Genomic DNA, 24,286 nt, shown 5'->3' with positions numbered 1-24,286 from the left:
GGGCCGTGGGGTGAACCGGCCGGTTGAGCGGCCGGGGTCACTCCTCGCGGGTGACGGCGACGGCGCGGGCCGCGTCGGGGCCCTCGTCGAGGAGGACGTGGAAGCCTTCCTCGTTGAGGATCGGGACGCCGGCCTTGACCGCCTTGTCGTACTTCGAACCCGGGTTGTCTCCCACCACCAGGAAACTCGTCTTCTTCGACACCGACGAGGTGACCTTGCCGCCCCTGACGCCGATGGCCTCGCCGGCCTCGTCGCGGCTGAAGTCGGTCAGCGTCCCGGTGACGACGAAGGTGAGCCCTTCCAGCGGACGCGGCCCCTCGTCTGCGGGCGACTCGTCGGCCATCCGGACCCCGGCGGCCCGCCACCTGTCGATGATCTCCTGGTGCCAGTCGACCGCGAACCACTCTTTGATCGTCGCGGCGACCCGCGGGCCGATGCCCTCCACCGCCGCCAGTTCCTCCTCGGACGCCTTGGCGATGGCGTCGATCGAGCGGAACTCCCCGGCCAGCGCGCGGGCCGTGGGCGGCCCGATGTGCCGGATCGTCAGCGCCACGAGCACCCGCCACAGCGGCTGGTCCTTCTTCTCCTTCAACTGTTGCAGGATCAGCTCGGCGTTCTTGCTCGGCTCGCCGGAGATGTTGGCGAAGAACGAGACGACCTTCGGTTCGCCGGTCTCCGGATCGGTCTTCGGCAGGCCGGTCTCGGGGTCGCGGACCACCGACCTGATCGGCAGCAGCTTCTCGATGGTCAGGTCGAACAGGTCGGCCTCCGTGCGGACCGGCGGCTCCTGCGGCGGCAGCGGCTGGGTCAGCGCGGTCGCCGCGACGTAGCCCAGCCCGTCGATGTCGAACGCGTTGCGCCCGGCCGCGAAGAAGATGCGCTCACGCAGTTGCGCGGGGCAGGAGCGGGCGTTCGGGCAGCGCAGGTCGGCGTCGCCCTCCCGCTCGTAGGCCAGTTCGGTGCCGCATTCCGGGCAGTGCGTGGGCATGACGAACTCCCGCTCGCCGCCCTGCCGCAGGTCCACCACCGGACCGACGATCTCGGGGATGACGTCGCCCGCCTTACGCAACACCACGGTGTCGCCGATGAGCACGCCCTTGCGCGCCACCTCGGAGGCGTTGTGCAGCGTCGCGCGCTCCACGGTCGACCCGGCCACCACCACCGGCTTCATCACGCCGAACGGCGTGACCCGGCCCGTCCTGCCCACGCCGACCTGGATGTCGAGGAGCTTGGTCGTGACCTCCTCCGGCGGATACTTGAACGCGATCGCCCAGCGTGGGGCCCGGCTGGTCGAGCCGAGCTGCCGCTGCACCGGGATGCGGTCGACCTTGACCACCACACCGTCGATCTCGTACTCCGGGTCGTGGCGGTGGTCGTTGTAGTAGGAGACGAATTCGCGGATCTCGTCGAGGCCGTTGACCACCTTGTAGCGGTCGCTGACCGGGAGTCCGAACTCACGCAGCCGCTCGTAGACGGCCGACTGGGTGGCGGGCAGCGGACCGCCGCCCTCCCATTTGCCGACACCGTGGACGATCATCCGCAGCGGCCGCTGCGCGGTGACGCGCGGGTCCTTCTGCCGCAGCGAGCCCGCGGCCGAGTTGCGCGGATTCGCGAACGGCGGCTTGCCCGCGTCCATGAGCTGCTCGTTGAGCTTCTTGAAGCCCTCGACCGGCAGGAAGACCTCTCCGCGCACCTCGAGCAGATCGGGCACGTCGTCGCCGTCGAGCCGATGCGGCACGTCGTCGAGCGTGCGGATGTTGGGGGTGATGTCGTCTCCGGTGCGCCCGTCGCCCCGGGTCGCGCCCCGGACGAGGCGGCCCTTCTCGTACACGAGTGCCACGGCCAGGCCGTCGATCTTCAGCTCGCACAGGTAGGGCCCGGGATCGGCCTCGATCAGCCGCTCGGCCCTGGTCTGCCAGCCGGCGAGGTCGGCGTCGTTGAAGGCGTTGTCGAGGCTTTCCAAACGCTGGAGATGGGTGACGGGGGCGAACTCCGTGGAGATCGGCGCTCCCACCTTCTGCGTGGGCGAGTCCGGTGTGCGCAGGTCGGGATGCGCCTCCTCCAGCGCGAGGATCTCCCGCATCCAGCCGTCGTATTCCGCGTCGCTCACCGTGGGCGAGTCGAGCACGTAGTAGCGCCAGTTGGCGTCCTCGAGCAGCTCCGTGAGCTCGGCGTGCCGCTCCCGCGCCTCGGCCGGCGCGCCCTGCGCCTCTCCGTCGGCGCTCTGCACTCCTCCGCCGGCGCTCTGCACTCCTCCGCCGGCGCTCTGCACTCCTCCGCCGGCGCTCTGCACTCCTCCGCCGGCGCTCTGTGCCTCCTCGGCGGTGGCTTCTCCGGTGGCGGCGCTCCCGTCGGTCCCTGCGGCGCCCGTCACGCTTTCGACCTCGCTCACGGCCTCCGCGTGCCCGTTCGCCGCGTCCCCGGGCACGGCACCGTCGAGCCCGCCGGCCTCGTCAGCCCTGTCGGTCACGTCGCCCGTCTCCCCTCGTCAGACACCCAGGGCAACCGTATCTCCGGCGACCGACAGTTCGCGAAGGACAGGGGCGGGAGCCGCGCCGAGGACGTGGGCGACTCCCGCCGGACCGCTCGGCGAGAGGGCCGCTCCAGACCCCGCGGCCCCTCGTTCAGGAGCGATCGAGAATTACGGTAGACCGCTTGCGGCCCACTTTCATTCCCTTTTGTCCGGGTGTATCTCGGGCCGGTCGCCGTGGATGGGGAGGGACCGGCCCGAGGGTCATCCTCCCTGGGTCCAGACCCGTTCCCAGCGAGAGCACTTGCCGGTGATCCGGGTCGTGCCGCCCCGGCAGACCATGGCCTTGGCCAGCAGCATGTACCCGGCGTTCACGGTGAACGTCCGCGGGGTGGACTGGGAGCAGTTGCGGTAGGCGGCCGTGCGGTACTTCCCGCGGTCGGTCAGCCACTTGATCTTCACCCACGAGCAGGTCCTGGCTCCGCCCGCGTCATAGAGGTCGCCGACGATGCGCAGCCCCGACGATCCCGACCGGACGTACCCGTTCGCCCAGCCCTTGGTGTCGGAGGACGCCGTCGGCCCCCACTTCCACGTCTCCGCGGCCGACGCGACCGACGCAGGCGAGACCACCGAGGCCACCGAGGCCACCGGCGACGCGGACGAGACCGAGGCCGCCGCGGGAGCCGCGGCGAGACCCGCCGCCAGAGCGGCGGACAGCCCGGCGGCGGCGAGAGGGAGCAGAACGCGCGCGGCGCTTCGCATGGTCTTTCTCCTGAACGTCTGAACTTCCAGCACGTCAAGAGATAGGCGGCAAGGCTTGTGAATCACTTGAGGATGAGCTGGGAGGCCGCTTGGATCGCCGGCGGCGGCCCCATCCCGGCAGCCTTGCTCAGAACAGCCTCACTCCGGACGGCCTCGCTCCGGACGGCCTCACTCGCCGGGGTCCTCGCGCAGCACCCTGGCCGCCTCACGGCACCGGGCCAGCGCCGCCCTGGCGTACCTGGGCGAGGCCCCGGCCAGGCCGCAGGCGGGGGTGAGCACGACCTGCTCGGCGAGCCGGGCGGGCGGGAAGCCGAGCCGCCGCCACAGCTCGACCGCCGGCTTGGCCACCACGCCGACGTCCGGCAGCCGGGTGTCGGTGCCCGGCACGACGCCGAGGAACAGCGCGAGCCCCTTCTCGATCGTCTCGCCCAGCTCGTCCTCGTCGCGGCGGCGCAGCAGCGCCGCGTCCACCGACGCGCCCCGCGCGCCCGCCGTGCGGATCACCTCGTACGGCACGCCCGGCGCGCAGCAGTGGACGACCGGGAAGGCGGGCTCGATCGCGGACAGCACGGTCTTCAGCCGCTCGGCCGCGATCGGGGACTCGACGGCGGGCAGCCGCCCGAAGCCGGACGCGGTCGGCACCGTGCCCGCCAGCACCCCAGGCAGGCCCGGCTCGTCGATCTGGACGACGAGGTCGGCTCCCGGCACCCGGCGCCGGACCTCCGCCACGTGCTGCGCGAGCCCCTCGGCCAGCGACTCGGTCAGGTCGCGTACGGCTCCCGCGTCGGAGAGCACCTTGTCACCGTGCCGGAGCTCGATGGCCCCGGCGAGCGTCCACGGCCCGCATGCCTGGATCTTGAGCGGTCCCGCGTAGTCCTGGGAGACCTCCTCCAGGCCGTCGAGGTCGCGGGTGAGATGGTCTCTGGCCCGCTTGAAGTCCCGTCCCGGCCGGTCGGCGAGCCGCCAGCCGGACGGCTGCACCTCCACGGGCAGCTCGACCAGCAGCGACGCCGTACGGCCGATCATGTCGGCGCCCACCCCCCGGGCGGGCAGCTCGGGCAGGTAGGGCATGGGCAGTTCGCCGAAGGCAGTCCTGACCGCCTCCAGATGGTCCTCGCCCGGGTAGGACCCCACGCCGGTGGCTGTGGCCTCGCTCCACGGATAGTCGCTCACGGTGACTAGCTTATGGACTATGAAACTCACCAAACTCGGTCACGCGTGCTGGCGTCTGGAGAAGGACGGGCGGACGCTCGTCATCGACCCCGGCGCGTTCAGCGGCGAGGGCCTCCTCGACGGCGCGGACGCCGTGCTCATCACCCACGAGCACTTCGACCACGTGGACGCGAATCTGCTCAAGAACGCGAGCCCGGACCTGGAGGTCTACACCTGCCAGGCCGTCGCGAACCAGCTCGGCGAGATCCCGGCGAGGGTGCAGGTCGTCAACCACGGGGACGCCTTCGGCACCGCCGGTTTCGACGTGCGGGCGGTCGGCGAGTGGCACGCGCTCAACCTGCCCGACGTCCCGCCGGTGCAGAATGTCGGGTTCTTCGTGGACGACGAGGTGTTCTACCCCGGTGACGCCCTCACGCCGCCCGGGCGCGACGTGCCCACGCTGCTGGTGCCGACCAACGCGCCGTGGCTCAAGGGTGCGGAGATGCTCATGTACCTGCGCTACGTCCGGCCCGCGCGGGCGTACTCGACCCACGACGGGCTGGTCAACGACATCGGCGCGACGCTGATCGACAACTGGCTCGGCATGGAGGCCGGGAAGCAGAAGGCCGACTTCCGCCGGATCCCCGTCGGCGAGTCGGTCGAGGTCTGACCTCAGACGGCCGAGGCGATCGTGGCGGAGCCGATGACGACGTCGCCGTCGTACAGGACGGCGCCCTGGCCCGCCGCGACGCCGGTCGCCGGACGGTCGAGCTCGATGTGCAGCTCGCCGCCGGACACCTGGGCGCGGCAGCCGTACACCTCGCCGTGGGCACGCAGCTGGACCGTGCAGGTGATCGGCTCGTACGGCTCGGGCCGCGGCCCGTTCCACACCGGCCGCTCCCCCACGATGCTGCGGACCTCCAGGGAGGCGCGGGGACCGACCGTGACCGTGTTGGACACCGGCTCGATCGACAGCACGTAGCGCGGCCTGCCGTCGGAGGCCGGCCGGTCGATGTGCAGGCCCTTGCGCTGCCCGACCGTGTAGCCGTACGCCCCCTGGTGGCTGCCCACTACCTGGCCGGTGAGCGCGTCGACGATCGGCCCCTCGGACGCGCCGAGCCGATCGGCGAGGAACGCCCGGGTGTCGCCGTCGGCGATGAAGCAGATGTCGTGGCTGTCGGGCTTGTCGGCGACGGTCAGCCCGCGCCGCGCCGCCTCCTCGCGCACCTGCGCCTTGGTCGAGCCGCCCAGCGGGAAGATCGCGTGCGCGAGCTGCTCGCGGGTGAGCACGCCCAGCACGTACGACTGGTCCTTGGCGTCGTCGACGCTGCGCCGCAGCACGCCGTCCTCCAGCCGCGCGTGGTGGCCGGTGGCGACGGCGTCGAAGCCGAGCGCGAGCGCCCGGTCGAGCACCGCCTCGAACTTGATCTTCTCGTTGCAGCGCAGGCAGGGGTTGGGGGTGCGCCCCGCGGCGTACTCGCTGACGAAGTCCTCGACCACGTCACGATGGAACCGTTCCGCCATGTCCCATACGTAGAAGGGGATGCCGATGACGTCGGCCGCGCGGCGCGCGTCGCGGGCGTCCTCAAGCGTGCAGCACCCGCGTGCGCCGGTGCGGTAGGACTGCGGGTTGGACGACAGCGCCAGATGGACGCCGGTCACGTCGTGCCCCGCCTCGGCGATCCGGGCGGCGGCCACCGCGGAGTCGACCCCGCCGGACATGGCGGCGAGGACGCGAAGCTTTCGTGTGGGACCCATAACAGTTCGAGGTTACCGCCCGCCGGGCCGCGCCTGCGTTGGCATCGGGGCGGGCGTGCTGGGAGGATGCGGGGTCATGCGACTGTTCGGGCGCAAGAGCGAGTCCGCCGACCCCGCCGAGGCCATCGCGGCATTCTGGACCTGGTGGGACGAGGCGCGTCCCCAGATCGACGCGCACGTCGAGGCGGAGGACCCCGAGGCCCTGTTCGAGATGATCGGCCCCGCCGTCAACGCCCTCCATCCGTCCCTCGTATGGGAGATCGCTCCCGGCCGCATGGCCGTGAACGCCCTGGTCGTCAGCGCGTCGAACGATCCGGAGCTGCGGCCGTTCGCCCACAGGTGGGCCCTGGCCGCGCCGCCGGCGGACGCGATGTGGGAGTTCTATCCGTCGCGGCAGGCGAACCCGCAGGCCGCGGATCTGGCGGTCGACGTCGGCGGGCGGGAGTTCGGGCTCGACCGGCTGGTGGTGGCGTTGCGGGTGCCGCCCGGCTCGCCGCGTGTGGACGTCACCGCCTTCCATCCGATCTTCCCCGACGTCGACGACGACACGCGGACGGAGGCGGCCTTCCTCGCGCTCGACTGGCTGCTGGGCGAGGACGAGGTGGCCCGCTGGGTCGGCGAGATCGTGGCCGCCGAGTTCGAGCCGATCGACGCACTCCCCGCGATCCACCTGCCCTCGGTCGTCGCCGAGGTGGCGGAGGAGTTCAAGGAGGAGCAGTGGGCGCTCCTCGAAGGCCACACCGCCACCGGCGGCCGGCTGACCGCCGCCGCACGCTATCCCCTCAGGCCGGTGGACTTCCCGCTGTTCGACCAGCACATCGCCGTCACGCTGCCCTACCGGGAGGCCGACGGCGACGGGCTGCCCACGGGGGGCTCCCTGGACGCGCTGCGCGACTTCGAGGAGCGGCTGAACGACCGGCTGGCCGCGCTCGGCCCTGCCGTCCTGGTGGCCCACCTGAGCGCCGACCGCAGCCGGGTGCTGCACGTCTACGCCGACCCCGCGGCGGCCGTGCCGCCCGTGGTCGAGGAGGTCGCCGACGGATGGCAGGAGGGGCGCGCCCGCGTCGAGGTGGCCGAGGACCCCTCGTGGAGCGCGGTGGCCCCCTTCCTGACCTGAACCGGATATTCGGCGCGTTTCACGACATACGGAACGGGCACGTCGCAGGAGCAACACGCGGGCGAGCACCCGCGTTCCGTCCGTTTCCCGCAGGCTGCGGGGCCGATCCGGCGAGGGATTGGGGTCGGACATGGCTCAGCGCACACTGGACCGGTTGCTGAACGCGATCGAAGGCGACGGTCGCCTCGACCGGCCCGGTCATCGGCTCGAAAAGGGCCTCGCCTTCGCCGAGAACCTCCTCGGGGTCACCCGGGGCCGCGCCCGCGGCCTCCTGCACGGCGTCTGGCTGGGGCACCCTCTCCACCCGGTGCTCACCGACCTCCCGATCGGCTCCTGGACGGCGGCGCTGGTCCTGGACCTCACCGGGCAGAGGCGGGCGGCGCGCACGGCCGTGGGAGTCGGCATCGCCGGCGCGCTGGCCGCGGCGGCGACCGGCCTGCACGACTGGCAGCACACGCATGACAACGCCCGGCGCATCGGCATGGTCCACGGCACGCTCAACACGCTCGCCCTCGGCCTGTACGGCTGGTCGTGGCTGCAGCGGGGCCGGGGACACCACCTGCGGGGACGGCTCGCCGCCCTGCTCGGCTATCCCGTGATCATGGCAAGCGGCTTCCTGGGCGGCACGCTCGTCTTCCGCCACCGGATCGGGGTCGACCAAAGCGGCAGGCAGCACGAACCACTCGGCTTCACCCCCGTGCTGGCCGATCGCGACCTGACCGACGACCGCCCCCGTCGCGTCCGGGCGGGCGACGTGGACGTCGTCCTGGTCCGCGCGGACGGCCGCGTCCACGCCCTGGAGAACGCCTGCCCGCACCTGCGCGGCCCGCTGTCCGACGGCTGGCTCCGGGACGGCGCCCTCACCTGCCCCTGGCACGGCTCCCGGTTCGAGCTGTCCAGCGGGGAGAGTCTGAACCGCCCGGCCACCGCACCGGTGCCGTGTTTCCAGACCCGCGTACGCGACGGATGGATCGAGGTGCGCCGCGCGCCCGTCGCGGCCACCGCGCCTCCCGGGAGCGCGCTGGTGCGCCAGCAGGAGGTGCGGCCATGAGGAGAAGACCACACGCGCTCACCCACGTGCGGGAGGCGCCCGCCCGGCAGGAGCCGAAGAAGGCGACGCGGGTGCTCGTGGAGCACCACGAGGTGCTGCGCGACCTCATGCGGAAGCTGACGGAGACGCCGCGCTCGGAGCCCGGACGGCGGCGCGCGCTCGCCGACGAGCTGTTCGACGAGCTGTGGATACACGAGCGGATCGAAGAGGAGATCTTCTATCCCGCCGTGCGGGACATCACTCCGGCCATCGCGGCGGCCTGGTCGGAGCACCGCCAGCTCAGCGACCAGCTCGCGGCGCTGACGTGCGCCGGCCCGCACACGGAGCGGTTCGACCGGGAGCTGGGGGTGTTGCGGGACGTGCTGAGGTCGCACGCCCACCTGGACGAGGAGCAGCATATGTTCCCCGAGATCGAGCGCTTCGCCGACGAGGAGCTGCTCGTCGACCTGGGCGACCGGCTCCAGGCCCGCCTGAGACGGCTGCGCTCGTCGCGGCGCGTCCGGACGCTCCTCCGCCTGCAGCGGGCGCTGCTGCGCCGTACGGCCCGATCGGCCGCGCCCTAGAGGGTGAACACACCGAGGGACAAACACACAGAGGACAAACAGGGCGGGTTACGACAGGCCGGCACGCCGGGCGCGCTCGACGACGTGCCCGATGACCTCCGCGACCCGGTCGACGTCCTCCTCCACCGAGGTGTGGCCGAGGGAGAAACGCAGCGAGCCGCGGGCGCGCGCGCCGTCCTGGCCCATGGCGAGCAGCACGTGGGACGGCTGGGCGACCCCGGCCGAGCAGGCCGAGCCCGTGGAGCACTCGACCCCCTTGGCGTCGAGGAGCATGAGCAGGGCGTCCCCCTCGCATCCGGGGAACGAGAAGTGGGCGTTGCCGGGCAGCCGGTTCACCGGGTCGCCGTTCAGCACGACGTCGGGCACGGCCAGCCGTACGCGCGCGATCAGGTCGTCGCGCAGCGCCGACAGCCGCTCGGCCGTGGCGGGCTGTCGCGCGACCGCCGTCTCGACCGCCGCCGCGAACCCGGCGATGGCCGGCGCGTCCAGGGTGCCGGAGCGGATGTCGCGCTCCTGCCCGCCGCCGTGCAGGACCGGCACCGGGTCGACGCCCCGGGCCAGCAGCAGCGCCCCGACGCCCACGGGACCGCCGACCTTGTGGCCGGAGACGGTCATGGCGTCCACGCCGGACTCGGCGAACGACACCGGAAGCTGGCCGACCGCCTGCACCGCGTCGGTGTGGAAGGGAATGCCGTATTCGTGCGCGATGCCGGCCAGCACGCGCACCGGCTGCACGGTTCCCACCTCGTTGTTGGCCCACATGACGCTCACCAGCGCCACGTCGTCGGGGTCGCGGGCGATGGCCTCGCGCAGCGTCTCCGGATGCACCCGGCCCCGCTCGTCCACGTCCAGCAGTTCGACCCGGGCGCCGTGGTTGTCGCCGAGCCAGTGGGCGGGGTCGAGAGCGGCGTGGTGCTCGACCGAGCTGATCAGGATCCTGGGCCGCCTCCTCGCCCAGAACAGGCCCTTGATCGCGAGGTTGTCGGCCTCGGTGCCGCCGGCCGTGAACACGACCTCGCTGGGGCGGGCGCCGAGCGCGCAGGCGATCGTCTCGCGCGACTCCTCGACGACCCGGCGGGCCCGGCGGCCCGCCGCGTGCAGGGACGAGGGGTTGCCGACCTGTCCGAGCTGGGCGGTCATCGCCTCGATCGCCTCAGGCAGCATCGGTGTGGTCGAGGCATGGTCCAGATAAGCAGCTCCCATGACCCCTCCCAGACACGTATTCAGCCCACCAAGCGTATCCGGGCGGGCGGAGAACACGGGCATGTGTCGCAACTTAACCGTCCAGACGGTACAGTAAACGGCATGAGGAGAGACGAACTGCTGGACGCGGCCGAGGGCCTGCTGCAGGATCAGGGCGCCCAGGCCCTGACCCTGGCGGCGGTGGCCGAGCGCGCCGGTGTCAGCAAGGGCGGTCTCCTCTATCACTTCGCGAGCAAGGACGCGCTCGTCAACGGCATGATCGAGCGCCTGATCGCCGACTTCGACGCGCTGATCGAGGCGCAGTCGGAGAGCACCTACACCCGGGCGTACGTCGCCGCGACGTTCGAGGCCGTGGAGACCGGCCGGCTGCGACGATGGGCCGTGGTCACGGGTGCGGCCGGCGACCCCGAACTGCTCGCGCCGCTGCGCGGGGCGATGGACCGCTGGATGCGGCAGGGCCTGGACGACGAGCCCGACCCCCCTACCTCTCAGGTCGTACGGCTGGCCTGTGAGGGCGTCTGGGAGGTCGCCACCCACTGTGCGGGGATCATCGACTACACCGTGATCCGCGCCAGGCTGCTCGCCCTGTTGTAGCGCGCTGCTTGTGAACCCCTGACCTACACCTGGTGGTCGCCCTTCCTTCCGGCTCTGCCGTGAAAGGGCGACCTGCTGGTGTCTGCCCGTAAATCCGGGCCCGGAAACCCACTTGACTCACCTGGAAAGGAAGCTGTGATGACCCGCGCTTTGAGGAAGGCCCGCCACGGGGCAGTCCTCACCTTCGTCCTGGCCGGCCTGATGTGCGGAACCTTCACCGTGCGCCTCCCCGCCCTGGCCGACCGGCTCCACCTGCCGGAGTCGTCGGTCGGGCTCACCCTGCTCAGCTGGGGGATCGGCGCGCTGCTCACCATGCAGCTCATGCGCGTCATCCTGGCCAGGATCGGCAGCCGTGGCGTCCTGCGCGCGGCCGCTCCCCTGTGCGCGGCATCACTGGTCCTCGTGGCGTTCGCGCCGTCCCTCCCCGTGCTGGCTCTGGCCGCCGCGCTGTTCGGCATGGCCTTCGGCGCGGTCGACGTCGGTATGAACGCCCAGGGCTCGGCCGTCGAGCGCGCGTACGGCCGGCCGATCATGAGCGGCATGCACGCGGGATGGTGCGTCGGCGCGATCTCGGCGGGCCTGCTCGGCACGGCGGCGATCGCCCTGGGCCTGTCCCTCACCGCCCACATCCTGGTCGTCGCCCTGGTTTCCGTGCCGGCGGCGCTGGCCCTCAGCCGTATGCACCTGCCCGACCCGGCGCCCGAGGCGGACGAGGCGGGCCGGGCCTCGGCCCGTGCCCGGCGCAGGCTGCCCGGGGTCGTCTACCTGCTCGGCGCGGTCACCTTCGCCGCGTTCATGGTGGAGGGCGTCGTCGCCGACTGGAACGGCCTTTACCTGATCGGCACGCTGCACGCCTCCGAGGCCGTCGCCGCGCTCGGCTACCCGGTGTTCGAGGCGGGCATGCTGCTCGCCCGGCTGGCCGGCGACCGGCTGCGCGGCCGCTACGGCGCCCGCGGGCTGATCATGTTCTCCGGCGGCGCCACCGCGCTCGCGTTCCTCGCGGTCATCGCCGCGCCGGTGACCGTGGCCGCCGTGGCCGGGCTGTTCTTCATCGGGCTGTCGGTGGCGACGATCTCGCCGATGGCGCTGTCCCTGGCGGGGACCGCGATGCGCGAGCCCGGTCCGGCGATCGCGCAGGCGAGCGCGATGGGCTACGCGGGCCTGCTGCTCGGTCCCGTGGTCATCGGCTTCCTGTCCACCGCGGCCTCGCTGCGGGTCGCGATGGGCGTGGCGGTCGTCCTCGGCGTCGTGATCGTCATCGCCGCACGCCTGCTGCCCACGTCGCGTACGGAGATCATCCCGCTGCCGGTCCGGCCGGTGGACGAGGAGGCCCGCCTCCGCGCGGCGGCCTGACGCCCGCGGCCTCCCGCACCTGGCCGGTGTTTTACCCGGATGGCGGCCGTGCCGCCGGCCCTGGGGGCACTGGGGATGCCAGGGAGCCTTTTCCGCGCCGCCGGAAGGCGCGAGGCCGCTGGGAGAACACCCGCAAGGAGCACATGAGATGCGAGCCGTAGTGATGTACGCCCCCGGGGACGTCCGGGTGGAGCAGCGCGAGGATCCGAAGATCCTGGCCCCGACCGATGCGATCATCCGGCTGTCCGCGACCTGCGTCTGCGGCTCGGACCTGTGGCCCTACCGCGGCCTGGACGAGCACGACGGTCCTGTCCCGATGGGCCACGAGTACGTCGGCGTCGTCGAGGAGGTCGGCGGCGAGGTCACGTCGGTCGAGCCCGGCCAGTTCGTGGTCGGCTCGTTCTTCGCCTCCGACAACACCTGCGAGATCTGCCGGGCCGGCTACCAGTCCCGCTGCGTGCACGCCGTGCCGATGGCCGCCATCGGCACCCAGGCGCAGCGGGCCCGCGTTCCGCTGGCCGACGGCACCCTGGTCGCCACCCCCGCCATGCCCGAGGCGGACCTGATCCCGGATCTGCTGGCCGCCTCCGACGTGCTGGGCACCGGCTGGTTCGCCGCGGTCGCAGCGGAGGCCGGACCCGGCAAGACCGTCGCGGTCGTCGGCGACGGCGCCGTCGGCCTGCTCGGCGTGCTGGCCGCCAAGCAGCTCGGCGCGGAGCGGATCGTCGCCTTCAGCCGGCACGCCGACCGGCAGGAGCTCGCCGTCGAGTTCGGCGCCACCGACATCGTCACCGAACGCGGCGACGAGGGCGTGGCCAGGATCAAGGAGCTGACCGGCGGTCTGGGCGCGCACTCGGTCATCGAAGCGGTCGGCACCCAGGAGTCGATGATGCAGGCCATCCGCTCCGCCCGCCCCGGCGGGCACGTCGGCTACGTCGGGGTCGCCCACGACGTCGAGCTGCCCGGCGGGGAGCTGTTCTACTCCATCGTGCACCTGCACGGCGGCCCGGCCCCGGTGCGCCGCTTCCTCCTCGGCCTCATCGACCTGATCTGGGACCGCACGATCAACCCCGGCAAGGTCTTCGACCTCGAACTGCCGCTGGAGGAGGCCGCCGAGGGCTACCGGGCCATGGACGAGCGCGGCGCCGTCAAGGTTCTGCTGCGCCCCTGAGAGCCGCCGACGCGGCCGCCAGGGGCCCGGCCGAGCGGTTCGCCCGCCTCCCGGCCCGTGCCGCGTGGTCACGCGGCACGGGCCGGGCGCGTCACTTCCGCTTCTCGACCTCCTCGGTGAGCTGCGGGACGACCTGGAACAGGTCGCCCACGACACCGAAGTCGGCGATCTCGAACAGGGGCGCCTCGGCGTCCTTGTTGATCACGACGATGGTCTTGGAGGTCTGCATGCCGGCCCGGTGCTGGATGGCTCCGGAGATGCCGGCCGCGATGTAGAGCTGCGGGGAGACGGTCTTGCCCGTCTGCCCGACCTGGAACTGGTGCGGATACCAGCCGGCGTCGGTCGCGGCCCGCGAGGCGCCCACGGCCGCGCCGAGGGCGTCGGCGAGCTTCTCGATGATCGAGAAGTTCTCGCCCGAGCCCACGCCCCGGCCGCCGGAGACCACGATCGCGGCCTCGGTCAGCTCCGGACGGGCGCCCTTCTCCTGGACGACCCGCTCGACGATCCTGGCCGCGCGGGCGGCGTCCGACAGCGCGACCTCCACCTTCTCCTCGGCACCGGCCGCCGCCGCGGCGACGGGGGCGGTGCTGTTCGGGCGGACCGTGATGATCGGCGTGCCCTTGGTCACGCGGCTGTGGACGTTGACGCCGCCGCCGAAGATGGACTGCTCGGCGACGAAGCCCTCGCCGACGCCCACCGCGTCCGAGATCACACCGGAGTCCGTCTTGACCGCCAGGCGGCCGGCGATCTCCTTGCCCTCGCCGGTCGCGGCGACGAAGACCGCGGCCGGGGACCGCTCGGCCACCAGGTGCGCCAGCACCTCGGCCTTGGGGGCCACCACGTAGTCGCCGATCTCGTCGGCGGTCACCACGTAGATCTTCTCCGCGCCGTACTCGGCGAGCCTGGCCTTCGCGGCGTCGGAGTAGCCGGGGCCGGCCCAGACGGCGGCCGGCGTGCCCAGCGACCGGGCCAGGGTCAGCAGTTCGAGGGTGACCTTCTTGACGTCACCGTCGACGTGCTCGACGAGAACCAGAATCTCACTCATCCCAAGCCCCTCAGATGAACTTCTTCGACGCGAGGAACTCGGCGGCCTTGGCTCCGCCGTCGCCCTCATCCTTGATCACGGTGCCCGCGGCACGCGGCGGGGCGGCGGCGAAGTCCACGACCTCGCTCCAGGCGTTCGCCAGGCCCACCTGGTCGGCCGCGATCTCCGCGTCGGCGACCCCGAGCGTCTCGACCGGCTTCTTCTTGGCGGCCATGATGCCCTTGAACGACGGGTAACGCGGCTCGTTGATCTTCTCGACCACCGACACGACGGCGGGCAGCGACGCCTCGACCTTGTCGTAGCCGTAGTCGGTGATCCGCTCGACCCGGATGGCCGTGCCCTCGATCTCGACCTTGCCGGCGAGCGTGAGCTGCGGGGCGCCGAGCCGCTCGGCCAGCATCGCGGCGAGCATGCCGGTGCGGGCGTCGGTCGACTCCGAGCCGAGGATCACCAGGTCGAAGCCGATCTTCTTCAGGGTCTGTGAGATGGCGTAGGAGGTGCCGAGGGCGTCCGACCCGTGCAGCGCGTCGTCGTGCAGGTGCACCGCCTTGTCGGCGCCCATCGCCAGGGCCTTGCGGATGGTCTCGGTCGCCTTGGCGGGGCCCATGCTGAGGACGGTGACCTCGCCTCCATGGGCCTCCTTGAGCCGCAGCGCCTCCTCGACCGCGTACTCGTCGAGCTCGTTCACGACGCCGTCGGCGGCGTCGCGGTCGAGCGTCTTGTCATCGGACCTCAGCTTGCGCTCGGTCGCCGTGTCGGGGACCTGCTTCACGCAGACGACGATGTTCATGGCCGGTGGCCGACCTCCCCTTTCCGTACGGCTGACGCCGCGGTTCTCGGTACGTGGCGCGGGGACGCGCACGTGATGCAAGACTGCCAGGTGCTCGCAGGCGTGCCTGTGCAGGTGGCCCGGGTGTCGAGCTGACCCTGGTCCCCCAAGGCGTATGTTACCCATCGGTAGCTTAGGTGCAAACCTCCAGGTTTTTACGGCCGCGTCCTTCGGTTGAGGAATTACCCAGAACCCGGCCACGCCCACTGCCACCCTACCGAACTATGTTCCGGAGGCGTCGCGGAGGCCCCCGTGGCCGAGACTCACCCGCACTCGGGTGTCCGATATGTTGACATTTCTACGGTCGATCTCGGGGGTCCTTGCCGGTGCGTGTGACGTGGCTGATCGTGGCTCTCGTCGTGAGCCTGTCCGGCTGCGGCGCGGTCACCGACCTGGTGGCGCACCGCGCCGACGCACCGAGCCCGGCCTCGTCGCCACGGACGACGCCGACCGCCGCGCCCACTCCCTCCGCCGCCGAGACGGGGCTGACGCTCTCTCAGGCGAGGCAGGCACTGCGGGAGTGGGTGAGCAAGTACAACGCGACGCTGCGAAAGCCCAAGTGGTGGAATCAGAACGACCGGCTCGACGCCCTGTTCGTCGAGGCGGCGCTGCACGAGGGCGTGATCGAGCGCAACCATGAGATCTTCGGGTCGAAACCGGGGCACAAGCCGATCAAGGTGACCGGCACCCCGACGATCTACCTGCCCAGGCCGGAACGGCAGCGGCCGATCGGCGAATGGTTCATCGCGCAGGCGACCTACAAGGACACCAAGGGTCATGCCCGCCCCCATGTGCTCGCGTTCCTCAGCTCCGCCGGCCAGCCCTTCAAGCTGGCCGTCGCTACCCCGATGCACTGGGACCGGCGGATGCCGAAGCCGCGGCTCGACGCCGACGGCTACATCACCGACATGGACACCGAGGCGGCGCGCGCCGTGGCCCGGGAGTACCAGAACTTCTGGAACAACGAGAAGAAGGAAGGCGCCTCCGGCTATCGCCTGGCCAAGGACAGCTACAGCCGCAAGGCGTTCCCCGCCGTGTACAAGGGGGCGTACGTCGCGTTCGAGGGGCACGGGTCGATCTTCGGCTTCCGCACGGCGGACGGCGGCTCGTTCTTCCTGTTCGGCATGGTCAACAACCCCAAGCACGTCAACCAGGTGCTGAGCGAGGCGCTGCTGGTGCCCCGGGGCGGCAGGACCATCCAGGAGCTCGGCGCCGACTGGTTCTCCTAGACCGCCTTCCCGGCGAAGATCAGCTCGCGAACACGAGCATGACGAGCAGGAACAGGACGGTGCCGACGGCCATGAGGAGCGTCACCGTGCTGAACAGCGTGCTCAGCAGCGCCCACACCGCGACCGCCCCGACGCCGCCCGCGAGATCCACCACGAGCCGCCGCCTCGACTTCCCCAGCAGCCCGAACCCCGCGTCCACGAGCAGCGCGATGCCGTAGAGCACCAGCAGCAGAAGCGACACCTCGGGCAGGTTGGCGCGCGCCGCGGCGGCGAACAGGCCGACCACCACCGCGGAGCCGATCACCCAGCGGCGGTGCAGCTTCTCCCGGTGCGCGGCGCGCAGGTCGTCGGCCTCTCCCCGGCGGCTCCCGCGGGAGGGCCGGCCCTGCCGCCGATCGCCGGGCCGCCACTGCTGGGTGGGGGCCTCCGACAGCGCGGGCCGCGCCGGCTCGATCCCGTCCAGCACCGGCGCGGCCTCCTTGAGGAGCCCGGCCAGCTCGGCCGTCGCCGGGCGGTCCGCCGGATCGGCGCTCAGACACCGCTCCACGATCGGGACGAGCCAGGACGGCACGCCCGACAGGTCGGGCTCGCGGTGGACGACCCGGTAGGCGATCGCCGCGGCCGGCCCGGTCCCGTACGGCTGCCGCCCCGAGGCGGCGTATGCCAGCGTCGCCCCCCAGGCGAACACGTCGGCCTCCGGCCCGGCCTCCCGGCCTTCCAGCACCTCCGGGGCCAGGTAGCCGGGCGTGCCGACGACCGCGCCCGAGGCGGTGACCGAGGCCGACTCCAGTGCGCACGCGATCCCGAAGTCGATCACGTACGGCTCGCGCTCGGAGACGATCACGTTGGCCGGCTTGAGGTCGCGGTGGACGACCCCGGCCGCGTGGACGGACTCCAGCGCCTCCGCCAGCCCCAGGGCGAGCCGCAGCAGGTCGGCCCCCGCGACCGGCCCGTCGTTGGCCACGACCGTGCTGAGCGGCCTGCCCTGGACGTACCGCGTGACGATGTAGGGCCGCTCCCCCGACAGGGAGGCGTCCAGCACCTCGGCGACGTGGGCCCCGCGGACCCGGCGCATGGTCTCCACCTCGCGGGCGAGGCGGGTGATGGCGAAGCCGTCGGAGGCGACATGGGGATGCAGGACCTTCACCGCCACCGTGCGCCCGCCGGGGTCCAGCGCGAGGTGGACCTCACCGAACCCCCCGGAGCCGAGGGCGGAGACCAGACGGTAGGGACCAAGCTGTTCCGTCGTTCCCAAACTGTGTCTCCCGCTTCGCTCGTCGGGACGCTCTTATCCGATGGTCGTGCCGGAGGCGCGCATTGAACACTTCCCTCGTCGCTCGAAGTCGCTCGTACCTCGCTCCCACTCGCTCCTCGGTCCAGACACCGGCGCGCCCCTCCGGCTCGCTCGGTGCCTCCGCTTCGCTTGGGGCCTCCCGGTTCACCGTGGGACCGGGGCGGTCAGGTCCAGAAGGTCAGGAAGCCCAGGCCGATCCTGTCCATGATGTCCCCGATCACGCCGCCGATCAGGTTGACGACCGTGTCCTGACCCTTCTGCTTGAGGTCCGCGACGATGTGGTCCACCGCCACCGACGGCGGCCGCCAGGGGACCCACGAGGCGTCCGCGGACAGCGCCGTCATGATCGCGAACAGCGCGACCGTGCCGACCGCGATCGTCACGATCATTCCCGCTCCGGGGCTCCGGATCACCACGCTCAGCGTCCGGGACACCGCCTTGCGGGGAGCCTTGCCGCCGGGGAGGAGGAACAGCCCGGCCACGAAGGCGCCCGCGGCGTACGCCGCGGCGGGGTCGGGCCTGACCCCGCCGAGATAGTGGAACCCGCCCCATACGCACATCGCGAACATCAGGGCCAGCGGCACCTGCACCACGGTCGCCAGCCCGGCCTTGATCAGCGCCCAGGGCGTGCCGAGCACCGCGAGAAGCGGGTCGGCCCCGCTGCTGCCCCGTGTGGCCCGGCGGTCGGCGAGGTCGCCGAGCAGGTACTGCCCCACCCGCAGGCACAGCGCCGCCACGACGGCGAACAGGCTCACCACGACCGGCAGCAGGCAGGCCAGCGCCACGAGCGTGGCCAGCAGCAGGGCCGCGAGCACCGGATGCGGCGCCCGGTAGGGGGCCCGCCTCGGCTCGGGCTGGTGCGGCGCGGGGGGAGCCGGCGGCGCGATCTGGGGCTCCGGGTAACCCGCCACCCGCTGGTCGGTGTACGGCTGATACGTCGGCGGGTGGGACACTGGCGGCTGGTAGGGCGGAGGGCCCGCCTGCCCGTACGGCGGAGCATGCGGATGCGCCGGAGGCGGCGCGGACTCGGGGCGGCGCTGCCTGGGCGCCCGCGGATCCCGAGGCTCCCGGCGCGGCCGCTCCGGCTCCACGTAGTTCACGGGTGGCAGCAGGTCGGAGTAGCTGTCGTCGTCGGCCGGGAGCATGCTGGTCCGGCTCCCGTTGGGGCCGTTCACCGTGCCGCCCCCGTTCATCGGCCCGCCCGTCCTGCGCGCCGAGTCGTCGAGCACGCGCGTGCCGTCCAGGATCCGCGTCCCGCCGTCGCGCGGCGGCTCGTGGGCGGTCTCCCTGAGCACGGTGACCGAGGGGTCGAGCGAACGGGTGAGCCTGAGCAGCGACGCGGCCGTGGGGCGCGAGGTGGCCTCGGACGCCAGCGCGAGGCGGAGCCAGTTCCGCATCCAGGTCGGGGCGAGGTCCACCTGCGCCTTGCCTTCGAGGATGTTGTAACAGATCGACTCGAACGTGCCCGAGCCGAACGGCGCCTTACTGGTGGCCGCGAAGAAGACCGTGGCCGCCAGCGCGTGCACGTCGGCGGCCTGGGTGATCTCGGTGTCCCGGATGATCTCCGGGGCGAGGTAGCCGGGCGTGCCGACGAACATCCCCGTCTGGGTCAGCCGGGTGGCGTTGACCAGGTGGGCGATGCCGAAGTCGATCACGAGCGGCTCGCCGTCCACGAGCATCACGTTGGCCGGCTTAAGGTCGCGGTGGATGACGTCGGCCGCGTGGATGGCGACCAGGGCCTCGCACAGGCCCACCGCGAGCCGGATCACGCCGTCGTCGGTGAGCGGCCCGTCCTCCAGCACCGTCTGCTCTAAGGTCCGCCCGGGGGCGTACCGCGTCACGATGTAGGGCGCGGCGCCGGTCAGGTCGGCGTCGAGAACCTCGGCGACCCGCTTGCTGCGCACCCGCCGCATGGTCTCGACCTCGCGAGTGAGCCGGTCGCGCGCCTTGAGGTCGGTGGCGACGTGCGGGTGCAGGACCTTGACCGCGACCTCGCGCCCTTCCGCGTCCAGCCCGAGATGGACCACCCCCATGCCGCCCTCGCCGAGCTGCCTCAGCAGCCGGTAGGGCCCGATCCTCTCCGGAGCCTCAGTAGCCGACATCTCGTCCCCCGTCACCCGTTCCCCGCCTGGTTACGCAGGTCTTTCAGTCGTTCCAGTACTGACACAACGTCGATTGGGCCCCAGAAGTGCCCTGCTGTCTGTTTACCCAGGAGGCTGGAGAGCGCGATCCCCGCCGTCAGCACCGCCAGGGCGCCGATCCCCCAGGCGAGCGCCTTCGCCGCTCCCTCCCCGGGCGCCAGCGAGGCCAGCGTCCGCCGCATCTGCCTGCCCGGGCCCACCACTCCGGGCCCCGCGCAGATCGTCCACAGCGCCGTCGCGACCCCCCAGCTCAGCGCCGCGAGCCGGAGCGCGGACGTGTCACCGAGGAGGATGGTGAGCAGCAGCGTCACCGGCAGCCCCAGGATCAGCGCGTACGGCACGAGCGCGATCGTGACGCCGATCGACTTCACGAGCTCCGCCGGACGGCTCAGCACCCGCAGCACGTCGGCCGCCGCGGCGCCCGCGGGGCGGCGGGAGTTGAGGTGCGGCTGCGCCAGGTCGGCGGCCCGCAGCAGCACCACGGCCGGCACGGCCACCAGGCACACCAGCAGCGGCGCCACGACCGCGAGCGACGTCATCACGACGAGCAGCAGCGCGCTCGCCACCCCGTACGCCTTGTTGCGCTGGAACAGCCCCCCGGACGGAAACGGCATGGGCGGCGGGGCCGGCGGCGGCACCCGCACCGTCGGCATGAACGGCGTGGGGTTCGGCTGGTGGACGTGCGGAGTCCGCTCGTAGATCTCGGGGGCGTGGCCGAAGAGCGCGTGGTCGCGCGCCGCCACGTCTCCCTGCTCGTAGGACCCGTGCTGGGCAGATCCGTGCTGGGCGGAGCCGTGCTGAGCAGATCCGGGGGGCGCCGCGCGTGGTCCCGCGGGGTCGCCGCCGACGGCCTGGCGCACCTCCTCTGAGGTCACCCGCCGGGTGGGGATGTCGCCCTCGGGGCGCAGCATCGGCGTGGGCCACTCGTCCGCCCGGCCACGCGGCGGTGCGGACGGCCCACCGGTCGTGGGAGCCGGGCCCGCCACGGGCGCGCCAGGGAACGCGGGCGGACCGGGCCGGCCCGAAGGACCGGAGGGACCAGACGGACCGGACTGGCCGGAAGGACCGGAAGGACCGGACGCGCCGGTCGGCGGGGTGCGGGGCGGAGCCATCCGCGTGGGGATGTCGCCCTCCACCGGGCTCTGGATCTCCACCGGACCGTCCGCCGGGCCGTTCGCAGGGCCGTCAGCCGGGCCGCCCGGCCCGAGGCCCGCCCGGCGCAGGTCCTCTCCGGTCACGCGCACGGTCGGGAAGGGGTCGCCGCCCTGGCCCGCCGCCGGCGTCTCGCGCAGCAGCGAGACGAACTCCTCGGCCCGGCCGCCCGGCTGGGACGGCGTGACCGGCGGCGTCGCCACGGGCGCGACCGGCGGGGTGATCGGCGGCACCGGCGACCCGGTCGGCGGCGGGCCCGCGACGGGTCCGCCCGCCCGGCCGGGCGCCTGCTGACCGCCGGTGTCGTCGACGTTGGGCACCGTCGTGATCTCGTCGGGCACGCGGAGCCTGGCGCCCGGCGACGGGGGCAGGAGCCGCGCGAGCTGCCGTACGAGCTCGGCGGCGGTCGGCCGCCGGGCCGGGTCGCGGTTGAACGCGGCGCGCAGCATCGGCTGGATCGGCGCGGGGGCGGCCTCGACATTGGCCCGGCCGGAGGTGATGTTGAAAAAGATCATCTCCAGCGTGCCCTTGCCGAACGGCGGCTGGCCGGTGGCGGCGTAGAGCACCGTCCCGGCCCAGGCGTGCACGTCCACCTGCGGCCCGGCCTCGTGCCCCTCGATGATCTCGGGGGCGAGGTAGCCGGGCGTGCCGATGAACATGCCGGTCTGGGTGAGCCGGGTGGCGTCGACCGCCTGGGCGATGCCGAAGTCGATCAGCACCGGCTGGCCGTCCAGCATCAGCACGTTGCCCGGCTTCAGGTCGCGATGGATGACCCCGGCCGCGTGCACGGCGGCGAGCGCCTCGGCCACGCCGACGGCGACCTTGAGCAGGGCGTCGAGGGGCAGCGCGCCGTCATTCTTGACGATCTCGTCGAGCGGCCGTCCCGGCACGTAACGGGTGACGATGTACGGCCTGCGCCCCGTGACGTCGGCGTCGACGACCTCCGCGATGTTCGGCCCGCGCACCCGCCGCATGGTCTCGACCTCGCGCGACAGGCGCCTGCGCGCCACGTCGTCGCCCGCCACCTCCGAGCGCAGGACCTTGACGGCCAGCTGTCTGCCCTGCGGGTCGAGGGCGAGGTGAACCACGCCCATGCCGCCCTCACCGAGCCGCCTCAGCAGCCGGTACGGCCCCAGTCGGTCGTCCTGATTCATTGCCTAAGCACCATACCGACTAAAAGAACGCCCATGAGTGAACCATCGCGCCACATCTCCGCTCAGCACAACGGAGAAAAGACGCGATCGGTTTCCCGGCAAACGGTCAAATGGTGAGCGCGAGGACCTCCCCCCGGGTCGCCGCGACCAGCGCCTCACCGGAAAGCGCCAGCTTGGAGCGGCGGACGCCGCTGCCGATCACCACGAACGGCCGCCGGGTCACGTTTTCGTCAACGAGCACCGGCCAGCCCTCGGGAAGGCCGATCGGAGTGATCCCGCCATACTCCATGGCGGTCAGTTCGACGGCCTCCGCCTGCGGAGCGAAGGACGCCTTCCGCGCGTCCAGGCGGCGGCGCACGATTCCGTTCACGTCGGCCCGCTCGGTGGCGAGCACCATGACGGCGGCGTACCGCGTCTCCCCGCCCCGCTTGGCGGCGACGATGACGCAGTTGGCCGAGTCCTCCATCGCCACGCCGTACCGCTCGCAGAACGCGGCGGTGTCGGAGAGCGCGGGATCGATCTCGGCGACCTCCACCGTGATGCCGAGCGAGGCCACGGCCTTGGCGACGGGATCGGCGAGCAGGTCCGGCCGGTCGGACGCGGGAACCCATTCGAGCGGCATTCAGCCCTCCTTGACGACGCGCTGGTGCAGTTGGGTGACCACCTTACGGGCCGACTCCAGCGCCCCCGCCTGCCAGGCGATGAGATGGGTGAGCCAGTCGCCCGCGAAGTACACCCGGCCGGCCGGTCGCTGCAGGAGCGTGAAGGCGCCCTCGTAGGAGGGCCAGGCGACCCACGCGCCCTCGATGAACGGCTGCCGATGCCAGGCGATCGAGACACTCGACAGCAGTTCCGACCGGTACTTCTCGCCGTGGATCTTCTTGCCCTGGGTGAGCGCCCGCCGCTGCCGCTCCGCGTGGGTGAGGCGGCCGTACGCCTCAGCGTCCTCGTCGAGGTTGTAGTAGCCGACCACCAGCCCGCGCGTGCCGTGAAAACCGTACGAGGGGTACCAGATGTGTGCGATGTCCAGGTCGGTCTCGGTGATGCCGCCGTAGATCCGTTCGTCGGTCTCCCACCAGCGGCGGCGGTACTCCAGCCCGATCTTCCCGGCCGACACCGGGGTGGGCGTCCTCAGGGCCGCGACGACCCGCGCGTCCAGGTTGCCGGGGATCCGTGCGAGCACGTGCGGCGGCAGTGCCGCGATGCAGAAGTCCGCTCTGGCCGAGCCGCCCGTGTGCTCGACCTCCACGCCGTCGGGCAGGTTGGTGATCTTCTTGACCTCGACGGAGGTGCGGATGCGGTCGCGCCCCACCGCGTCGGCGAGCTTGACCGCGATCGCGTCCATGCCGCCCACCGGCTGGAACATCGGCATGGCCTGCTCGAAACCGAACGGGAACGCGATCGACCGGCCGAGCCCGTAGCCGAGCACCTCCGACAAGGCCGGCGGGCCGTCGAAGGGCACCCCTGCTCCCGTGCCGGGGTACGTCGCGAAGCCCCTGCGCTCCGACCCCGTGTAGACGTAGCGCTTGCCGATGTCGCCGAACTCCGACAGGAAGTGGAGCAGACGGTCCTTGTCCGCCGCCGTCAGCCGCCGGTCCAGCGCGCCGGTCCTGGTGGCCTTGGCCAGCAGCTCGCTGATGTAGCCGTAGGTGTCGGCACGCGCCGTACGGGCCCGCACCGGGGCCTTCATCCCGTGGTTGTAGACGTACGCCCCGGAGTTCTCGTTGACGAACAACTCGATGGGCACGCCCAGCTCACGGCAGTAGTCCAGGGTGACCATCCACTGGGCGATGCGGGCCGGTCCGGCGTTGAAGTAGACGCCCTCCCCGAACCGCGCCTCCTGCGTCGCACCTTCCTGGTGAGGACCGGGGAGCTCGGGCAGCCGGTCGCCGCCGCGCAGCGTGAGGCTGCGCCCGCCGACCCGGTCGCGCGCCTCCAGGATCGTGCAGTCGTACCCCGCCTTGCCCAGTTCGTACGCCGCGGCCAGGCCCGCGATCCCCGCCCCGAGGATCACCACGGAGCCGGCGCCCCTCCCGCTGAGCGCGAAGTCGGAGCGGCTCGGCGGCGTGTAGTCCTTCTGCTGGTCTTCGGGCGCGAGCCCGAGCGCCCCCATCGCCGCGTACATCGCCCCGGCGCCTCCGGCCACGCCGACGCCCACCAGGAAGGCGCGCCGCGTCAGCGCACCCGTACGCTCACGGGTCACGCCGTCGCTGCCCACTCTGCCTGCTCTTTCTTCTGGGGGGAAACC

20 protein-coding genes are annotated in these 24,286 nt (G+C 72.3%); 8 read left to right on the top strand and 12 right to left on the bottom strand.

Annotated features, from left to right (window positions below; genetic code table 11):
* Nucleotides 1-37: 37 nt before the first annotated feature.
* From ligA to ACIBK1_RS22445, 3 genes are all read right to left on the bottom strand, one after another.
* Nucleotides 38-2,230 carry an NAD-dependent DNA ligase LigA gene (gene ligA / locus ACIBK1_RS22455; protein WP_396738014.1) on the bottom strand — a complete coding sequence of 731 codons (2,193 nt, stop codon included), beginning with the start codon at nucleotides 2,228-2,230 and terminating at the stop codon, nucleotides 38-40.
* A 504-nt stretch (nucleotides 2,231-2,734) separates the two neighbouring features.
* Nucleotides 2,735-3,232: a hypothetical protein gene (locus ACIBK1_RS22450; RefSeq protein WP_396737424.1), complete on the bottom strand. Its 498-nt coding sequence runs from the start codon at nucleotides 3,230-3,232 to the stop codon at nucleotides 2,735-2,737.
* Between the two features lie 168 nt (nucleotides 3,233-3,400).
* Nucleotides 3,401-4,405: a methionine synthase gene (locus ACIBK1_RS22445; protein ID WP_030506115.1), complete on the bottom strand. Its 1,005-nt coding sequence runs from the start codon at nucleotides 4,403-4,405 to the stop codon at nucleotides 3,401-3,403.
* A 19-nt stretch (nucleotides 4,406-4,424) separates the two neighbouring features.
* Between ACIBK1_RS22445 and ACIBK1_RS22440 the strand changes: the two genes are divergently transcribed.
* Complete coding sequence (locus tag ACIBK1_RS22440; RefSeq protein WP_030506116.1) at nucleotides 4,425-5,054, top strand: MBL fold metallo-hydrolase; 630 nt, start codon at nucleotides 4,425-4,427, stop codon at nucleotides 5,052-5,054.
* Between the two features lie 2 nt (nucleotides 5,055-5,056).
* Here the strand turns inward: ACIBK1_RS22440 and mnmA are convergent, their stop codons facing one another.
* The gene (gene mnmA, locus ACIBK1_RS22435; protein WP_030506117.1) at nucleotides 5,057-6,142 is read right to left on the bottom strand and encodes a tRNA 2-thiouridine(34) synthase MnmA; all 1,086 of its coding nucleotides are present in this window, start codon (nucleotides 6,140-6,142) and stop codon (nucleotides 5,057-5,059) included.
* Between the two features lie 76 nt (nucleotides 6,143-6,218).
* Here mnmA and ACIBK1_RS22430 point away from each other — a divergent pair, with 76 nt between their 5' ends.
* The 3 genes from ACIBK1_RS22430 to ACIBK1_RS22420 all read left to right on the top strand — a co-directional run bounded on the left by ACIBK1_RS22430 (nucleotide 6,219) and on the right by ACIBK1_RS22420 (nucleotide 8,873).
* Nucleotides 6,219-7,259 carry a DUF695 domain-containing protein gene (locus ACIBK1_RS22430; protein ID WP_396737419.1) on the top strand — a complete coding sequence of 347 codons (1,041 nt, stop codon included), beginning with the start codon at nucleotides 6,219-6,221 and terminating at the stop codon, nucleotides 7,257-7,259.
* A 130-nt stretch (nucleotides 7,260-7,389) separates the two neighbouring features.
* Complete coding sequence (locus ACIBK1_RS22425; RefSeq protein ID WP_396737416.1) at nucleotides 7,390-8,310, top strand: Rieske 2Fe-2S domain-containing protein; 921 nt, start codon at nucleotides 7,390-7,392, stop codon at nucleotides 8,308-8,310.
* The gene (locus ACIBK1_RS22420; RefSeq protein WP_396737413.1) at nucleotides 8,307-8,873 is read left to right on the top strand and encodes a hemerythrin domain-containing protein; all 567 of its coding nucleotides are present in this window, start codon (nucleotides 8,307-8,309) and stop codon (nucleotides 8,871-8,873) included. Before ACIBK1_RS22425 ends, ACIBK1_RS22420 begins: the two co-directional genes overlap by 4 nt.
* 48 nt (nucleotides 8,874-8,921) lie before the next feature.
* Here the strand turns inward: ACIBK1_RS22420 and ACIBK1_RS22415 are convergent, their stop codons facing one another.
* Nucleotides 8,922-10,076, bottom strand: a complete 1,155-nt coding sequence (locus ACIBK1_RS22415; RefSeq protein ID WP_396737410.1) for an aminotransferase class V-fold PLP-dependent enzyme — start codon at nucleotides 10,074-10,076, stop codon at nucleotides 8,922-8,924.
* A gap of 102 nt (nucleotides 10,077-10,178) precedes the next feature.
* Between ACIBK1_RS22415 and ACIBK1_RS22410 the strand changes: the two genes are divergently transcribed.
* From ACIBK1_RS22410 to ACIBK1_RS22400, 3 genes are all read left to right on the top strand, one after another.
* Nucleotides 10,179-10,670 carry a TetR/AcrR family transcriptional regulator gene (locus ACIBK1_RS22410; protein WP_030506122.1) on the top strand — a complete coding sequence of 164 codons (492 nt, stop codon included), beginning with the start codon at nucleotides 10,179-10,181 and terminating at the stop codon, nucleotides 10,668-10,670.
* Between the two features lie 138 nt (nucleotides 10,671-10,808).
* Nucleotides 10,809-12,023 carry an MFS transporter gene (locus ACIBK1_RS22405; RefSeq protein ID WP_051761305.1) on the top strand — a complete coding sequence of 405 codons (1,215 nt, stop codon included), beginning with the start codon at nucleotides 10,809-10,811 and terminating at the stop codon, nucleotides 12,021-12,023.
* A 148-nt stretch (nucleotides 12,024-12,171) separates the two neighbouring features.
* The gene (locus ACIBK1_RS22400; RefSeq protein ID WP_396737407.1) at nucleotides 12,172-13,194 is read left to right on the top strand and encodes a zinc-dependent alcohol dehydrogenase family protein; all 1,023 of its coding nucleotides are present in this window, start codon (nucleotides 12,172-12,174) and stop codon (nucleotides 13,192-13,194) included.
* 91 nt (nucleotides 13,195-13,285) lie between these two features.
* Here the strand turns inward: ACIBK1_RS22400 and ACIBK1_RS22395 are convergent, their stop codons facing one another.
* Together ACIBK1_RS22395 and ACIBK1_RS22390 are read right to left on the bottom strand one after the other, a co-directional pair.
* Nucleotides 13,286-14,239 (bottom strand): electron transfer flavoprotein subunit alpha/FixB family protein, encoded by a 954-nt coding sequence (locus ACIBK1_RS22395; protein WP_030506125.1) that lies wholly within the window; start codon nucleotides 14,237-14,239, stop codon nucleotides 13,286-13,288.
* Between the two features lie 10 nt (nucleotides 14,240-14,249).
* Nucleotides 14,250-15,029: an electron transfer flavoprotein subunit beta/FixA family protein gene (locus ACIBK1_RS22390; RefSeq protein ID WP_030506126.1), complete on the bottom strand. Its 780-nt coding sequence runs from the start codon at nucleotides 15,027-15,029 to the stop codon at nucleotides 14,250-14,252.
* Nucleotides 15,030-15,394: 365 nt separating this feature from the next.
* Between ACIBK1_RS22390 and ACIBK1_RS22385 the strand changes: the two genes are divergently transcribed.
* The gene (locus ACIBK1_RS22385; protein ID WP_396737404.1) at nucleotides 15,395-16,297 is read left to right on the top strand and encodes a hypothetical protein; all 903 of its coding nucleotides are present in this window, start codon (nucleotides 15,395-15,397) and stop codon (nucleotides 16,295-16,297) included.
* 19 nt (nucleotides 16,298-16,316) lie between these two features.
* On the opposite strand, the gene ACIBK1_RS22380 is transcribed toward ACIBK1_RS22385, so the two are convergent.
* From ACIBK1_RS22380 to ACIBK1_RS22360, 5 genes are all read right to left on the bottom strand, one after another.
* A complete protein-coding gene (locus ACIBK1_RS22380; RefSeq protein ID WP_030506128.1) occupies nucleotides 16,317-17,552 on the bottom strand; it encodes a serine/threonine-protein kinase in 1,236 nt (411 codons plus the stop codon).
* 203 nt (nucleotides 17,553-17,755) lie between these two features.
* Nucleotides 17,756-19,693 (bottom strand): serine/threonine-protein kinase, encoded by a 1,938-nt coding sequence (locus ACIBK1_RS22375; protein WP_396737400.1) that lies wholly within the window; start codon nucleotides 19,691-19,693, stop codon nucleotides 17,756-17,758.
* An 11-nt stretch (nucleotides 19,694-19,704) separates the two neighbouring features.
* Nucleotides 19,705-22,038: a serine/threonine-protein kinase gene (locus ACIBK1_RS22370; protein WP_396737397.1), complete on the bottom strand. Its 2,334-nt coding sequence runs from the start codon at nucleotides 22,036-22,038 to the stop codon at nucleotides 19,705-19,707.
* A gap of 106 nt (nucleotides 22,039-22,144) precedes the next feature.
* Nucleotides 22,145-22,660, bottom strand: a complete 516-nt coding sequence (locus ACIBK1_RS22365) for a YbaK/EbsC family protein (RefSeq protein ID WP_396737394.1) — start codon at nucleotides 22,658-22,660, stop codon at nucleotides 22,145-22,147.
* On the bottom strand, nucleotides 22,661-24,256 hold the full coding sequence (locus ACIBK1_RS22360; protein WP_331281153.1) for a flavin monoamine oxidase family protein: 1,596 nt from the start codon (nucleotides 24,254-24,256) through the stop codon (nucleotides 22,661-22,663). It abuts the gene before it with no gap.
* Nucleotides 24,257-24,286 lie beyond the last annotated feature (30 nt).

This window comes from Microbispora rosea (genome assembly GCF_044460045.1).
Classification (GTDB): domain Bacteria; phylum Actinomycetota; class Actinomycetes; order Streptosporangiales; family Streptosporangiaceae; genus Microbispora; species Microbispora rosea.
This window is presented reverse-complemented; position numbering and strand designations above follow the sequence as displayed.

What these genes read in the sequence shown, in the direction of transcription:
- ACIBK1_RS22420 (WP_396737413.1), top strand. Translation starts at nt 8,307, where the DNA reads ATGAGGAGAAGACCACACGCGCTCACCCACGTGCGGGAGGCGCCCGCC.
- ACIBK1_RS22365 (WP_396737394.1), bottom strand. Translation starts at nt 22,660, where the DNA reads ATGCCGCTCGAATGGGTTCCCGCGTCCGACCGGCCGGACCTGCTCGCC.
- ACIBK1_RS22395 (WP_030506125.1), bottom strand. Translation starts at nt 14,239, where the DNA reads ATGAGTGAGATTCTGGTTCTCGTCGAGCACGTCGACGGTGACGTCAAG.
- ACIBK1_RS22410 (WP_030506122.1), top strand. Translation starts at nt 10,179, where the DNA reads ATGAGGAGAGACGAACTGCTGGACGCGGCCGAGGGCCTGCTGCAGGAT.
- ACIBK1_RS22390 (WP_030506126.1), bottom strand. Translation starts at nt 15,029, where the DNA reads ATGAACATCGTCGTCTGCGTGAAGCAGGTCCCCGACACGGCGACCGAG.
- ACIBK1_RS22370 (WP_396737397.1), bottom strand. Translation starts at nt 22,038, where the DNA reads ATGAATCAGGACGACCGACTGGGGCCGTACCGGCTGCTGAGGCGGCTC.
- ACIBK1_RS22400 (WP_396737407.1), top strand. Translation starts at nt 12,172, where the DNA reads ATGCGAGCCGTAGTGATGTACGCCCCCGGGGACGTCCGGGTGGAGCAG.
- ACIBK1_RS22375 (WP_396737400.1), bottom strand. Translation starts at nt 19,693, where the DNA reads ATGTCGGCTACTGAGGCTCCGGAGAGGATCGGGCCCTACCGGCTGCTG.
- mnmA (WP_030506117.1), bottom strand. Translation starts at nt 6,142, where the DNA reads ATGGGTCCCACACGAAAGCTTCGCGTCCTCGCCGCCATGTCCGGCGGG.
- ACIBK1_RS22415 (WP_396737410.1), bottom strand. Translation starts at nt 10,076, where the DNA reads ATGGGAGCTGCTTATCTGGACCATGCCTCGACCACACCGATGCTGCCT.
- ACIBK1_RS22450 (WP_396737424.1), bottom strand. Translation starts at nt 3,232, where the DNA reads ATGCGAAGCGCCGCGCGCGTTCTGCTCCCTCTCGCCGCCGCCGGGCTG.
- ACIBK1_RS22405 (WP_051761305.1), top strand. Translation starts at nt 10,809, where the DNA reads ATGACCCGCGCTTTGAGGAAGGCCCGCCACGGGGCAGTCCTCACCTTC.
- ACIBK1_RS22440 (WP_030506116.1), top strand. Translation starts at nt 4,425, where the DNA reads ATGAAACTCACCAAACTCGGTCACGCGTGCTGGCGTCTGGAGAAGGAC.
- ACIBK1_RS22430 (WP_396737419.1), top strand. Translation starts at nt 6,219, where the DNA reads ATGCGACTGTTCGGGCGCAAGAGCGAGTCCGCCGACCCCGCCGAGGCC.
- ACIBK1_RS22425 (WP_396737416.1), top strand. Translation starts at nt 7,390, where the DNA reads ATGGCTCAGCGCACACTGGACCGGTTGCTGAACGCGATCGAAGGCGAC.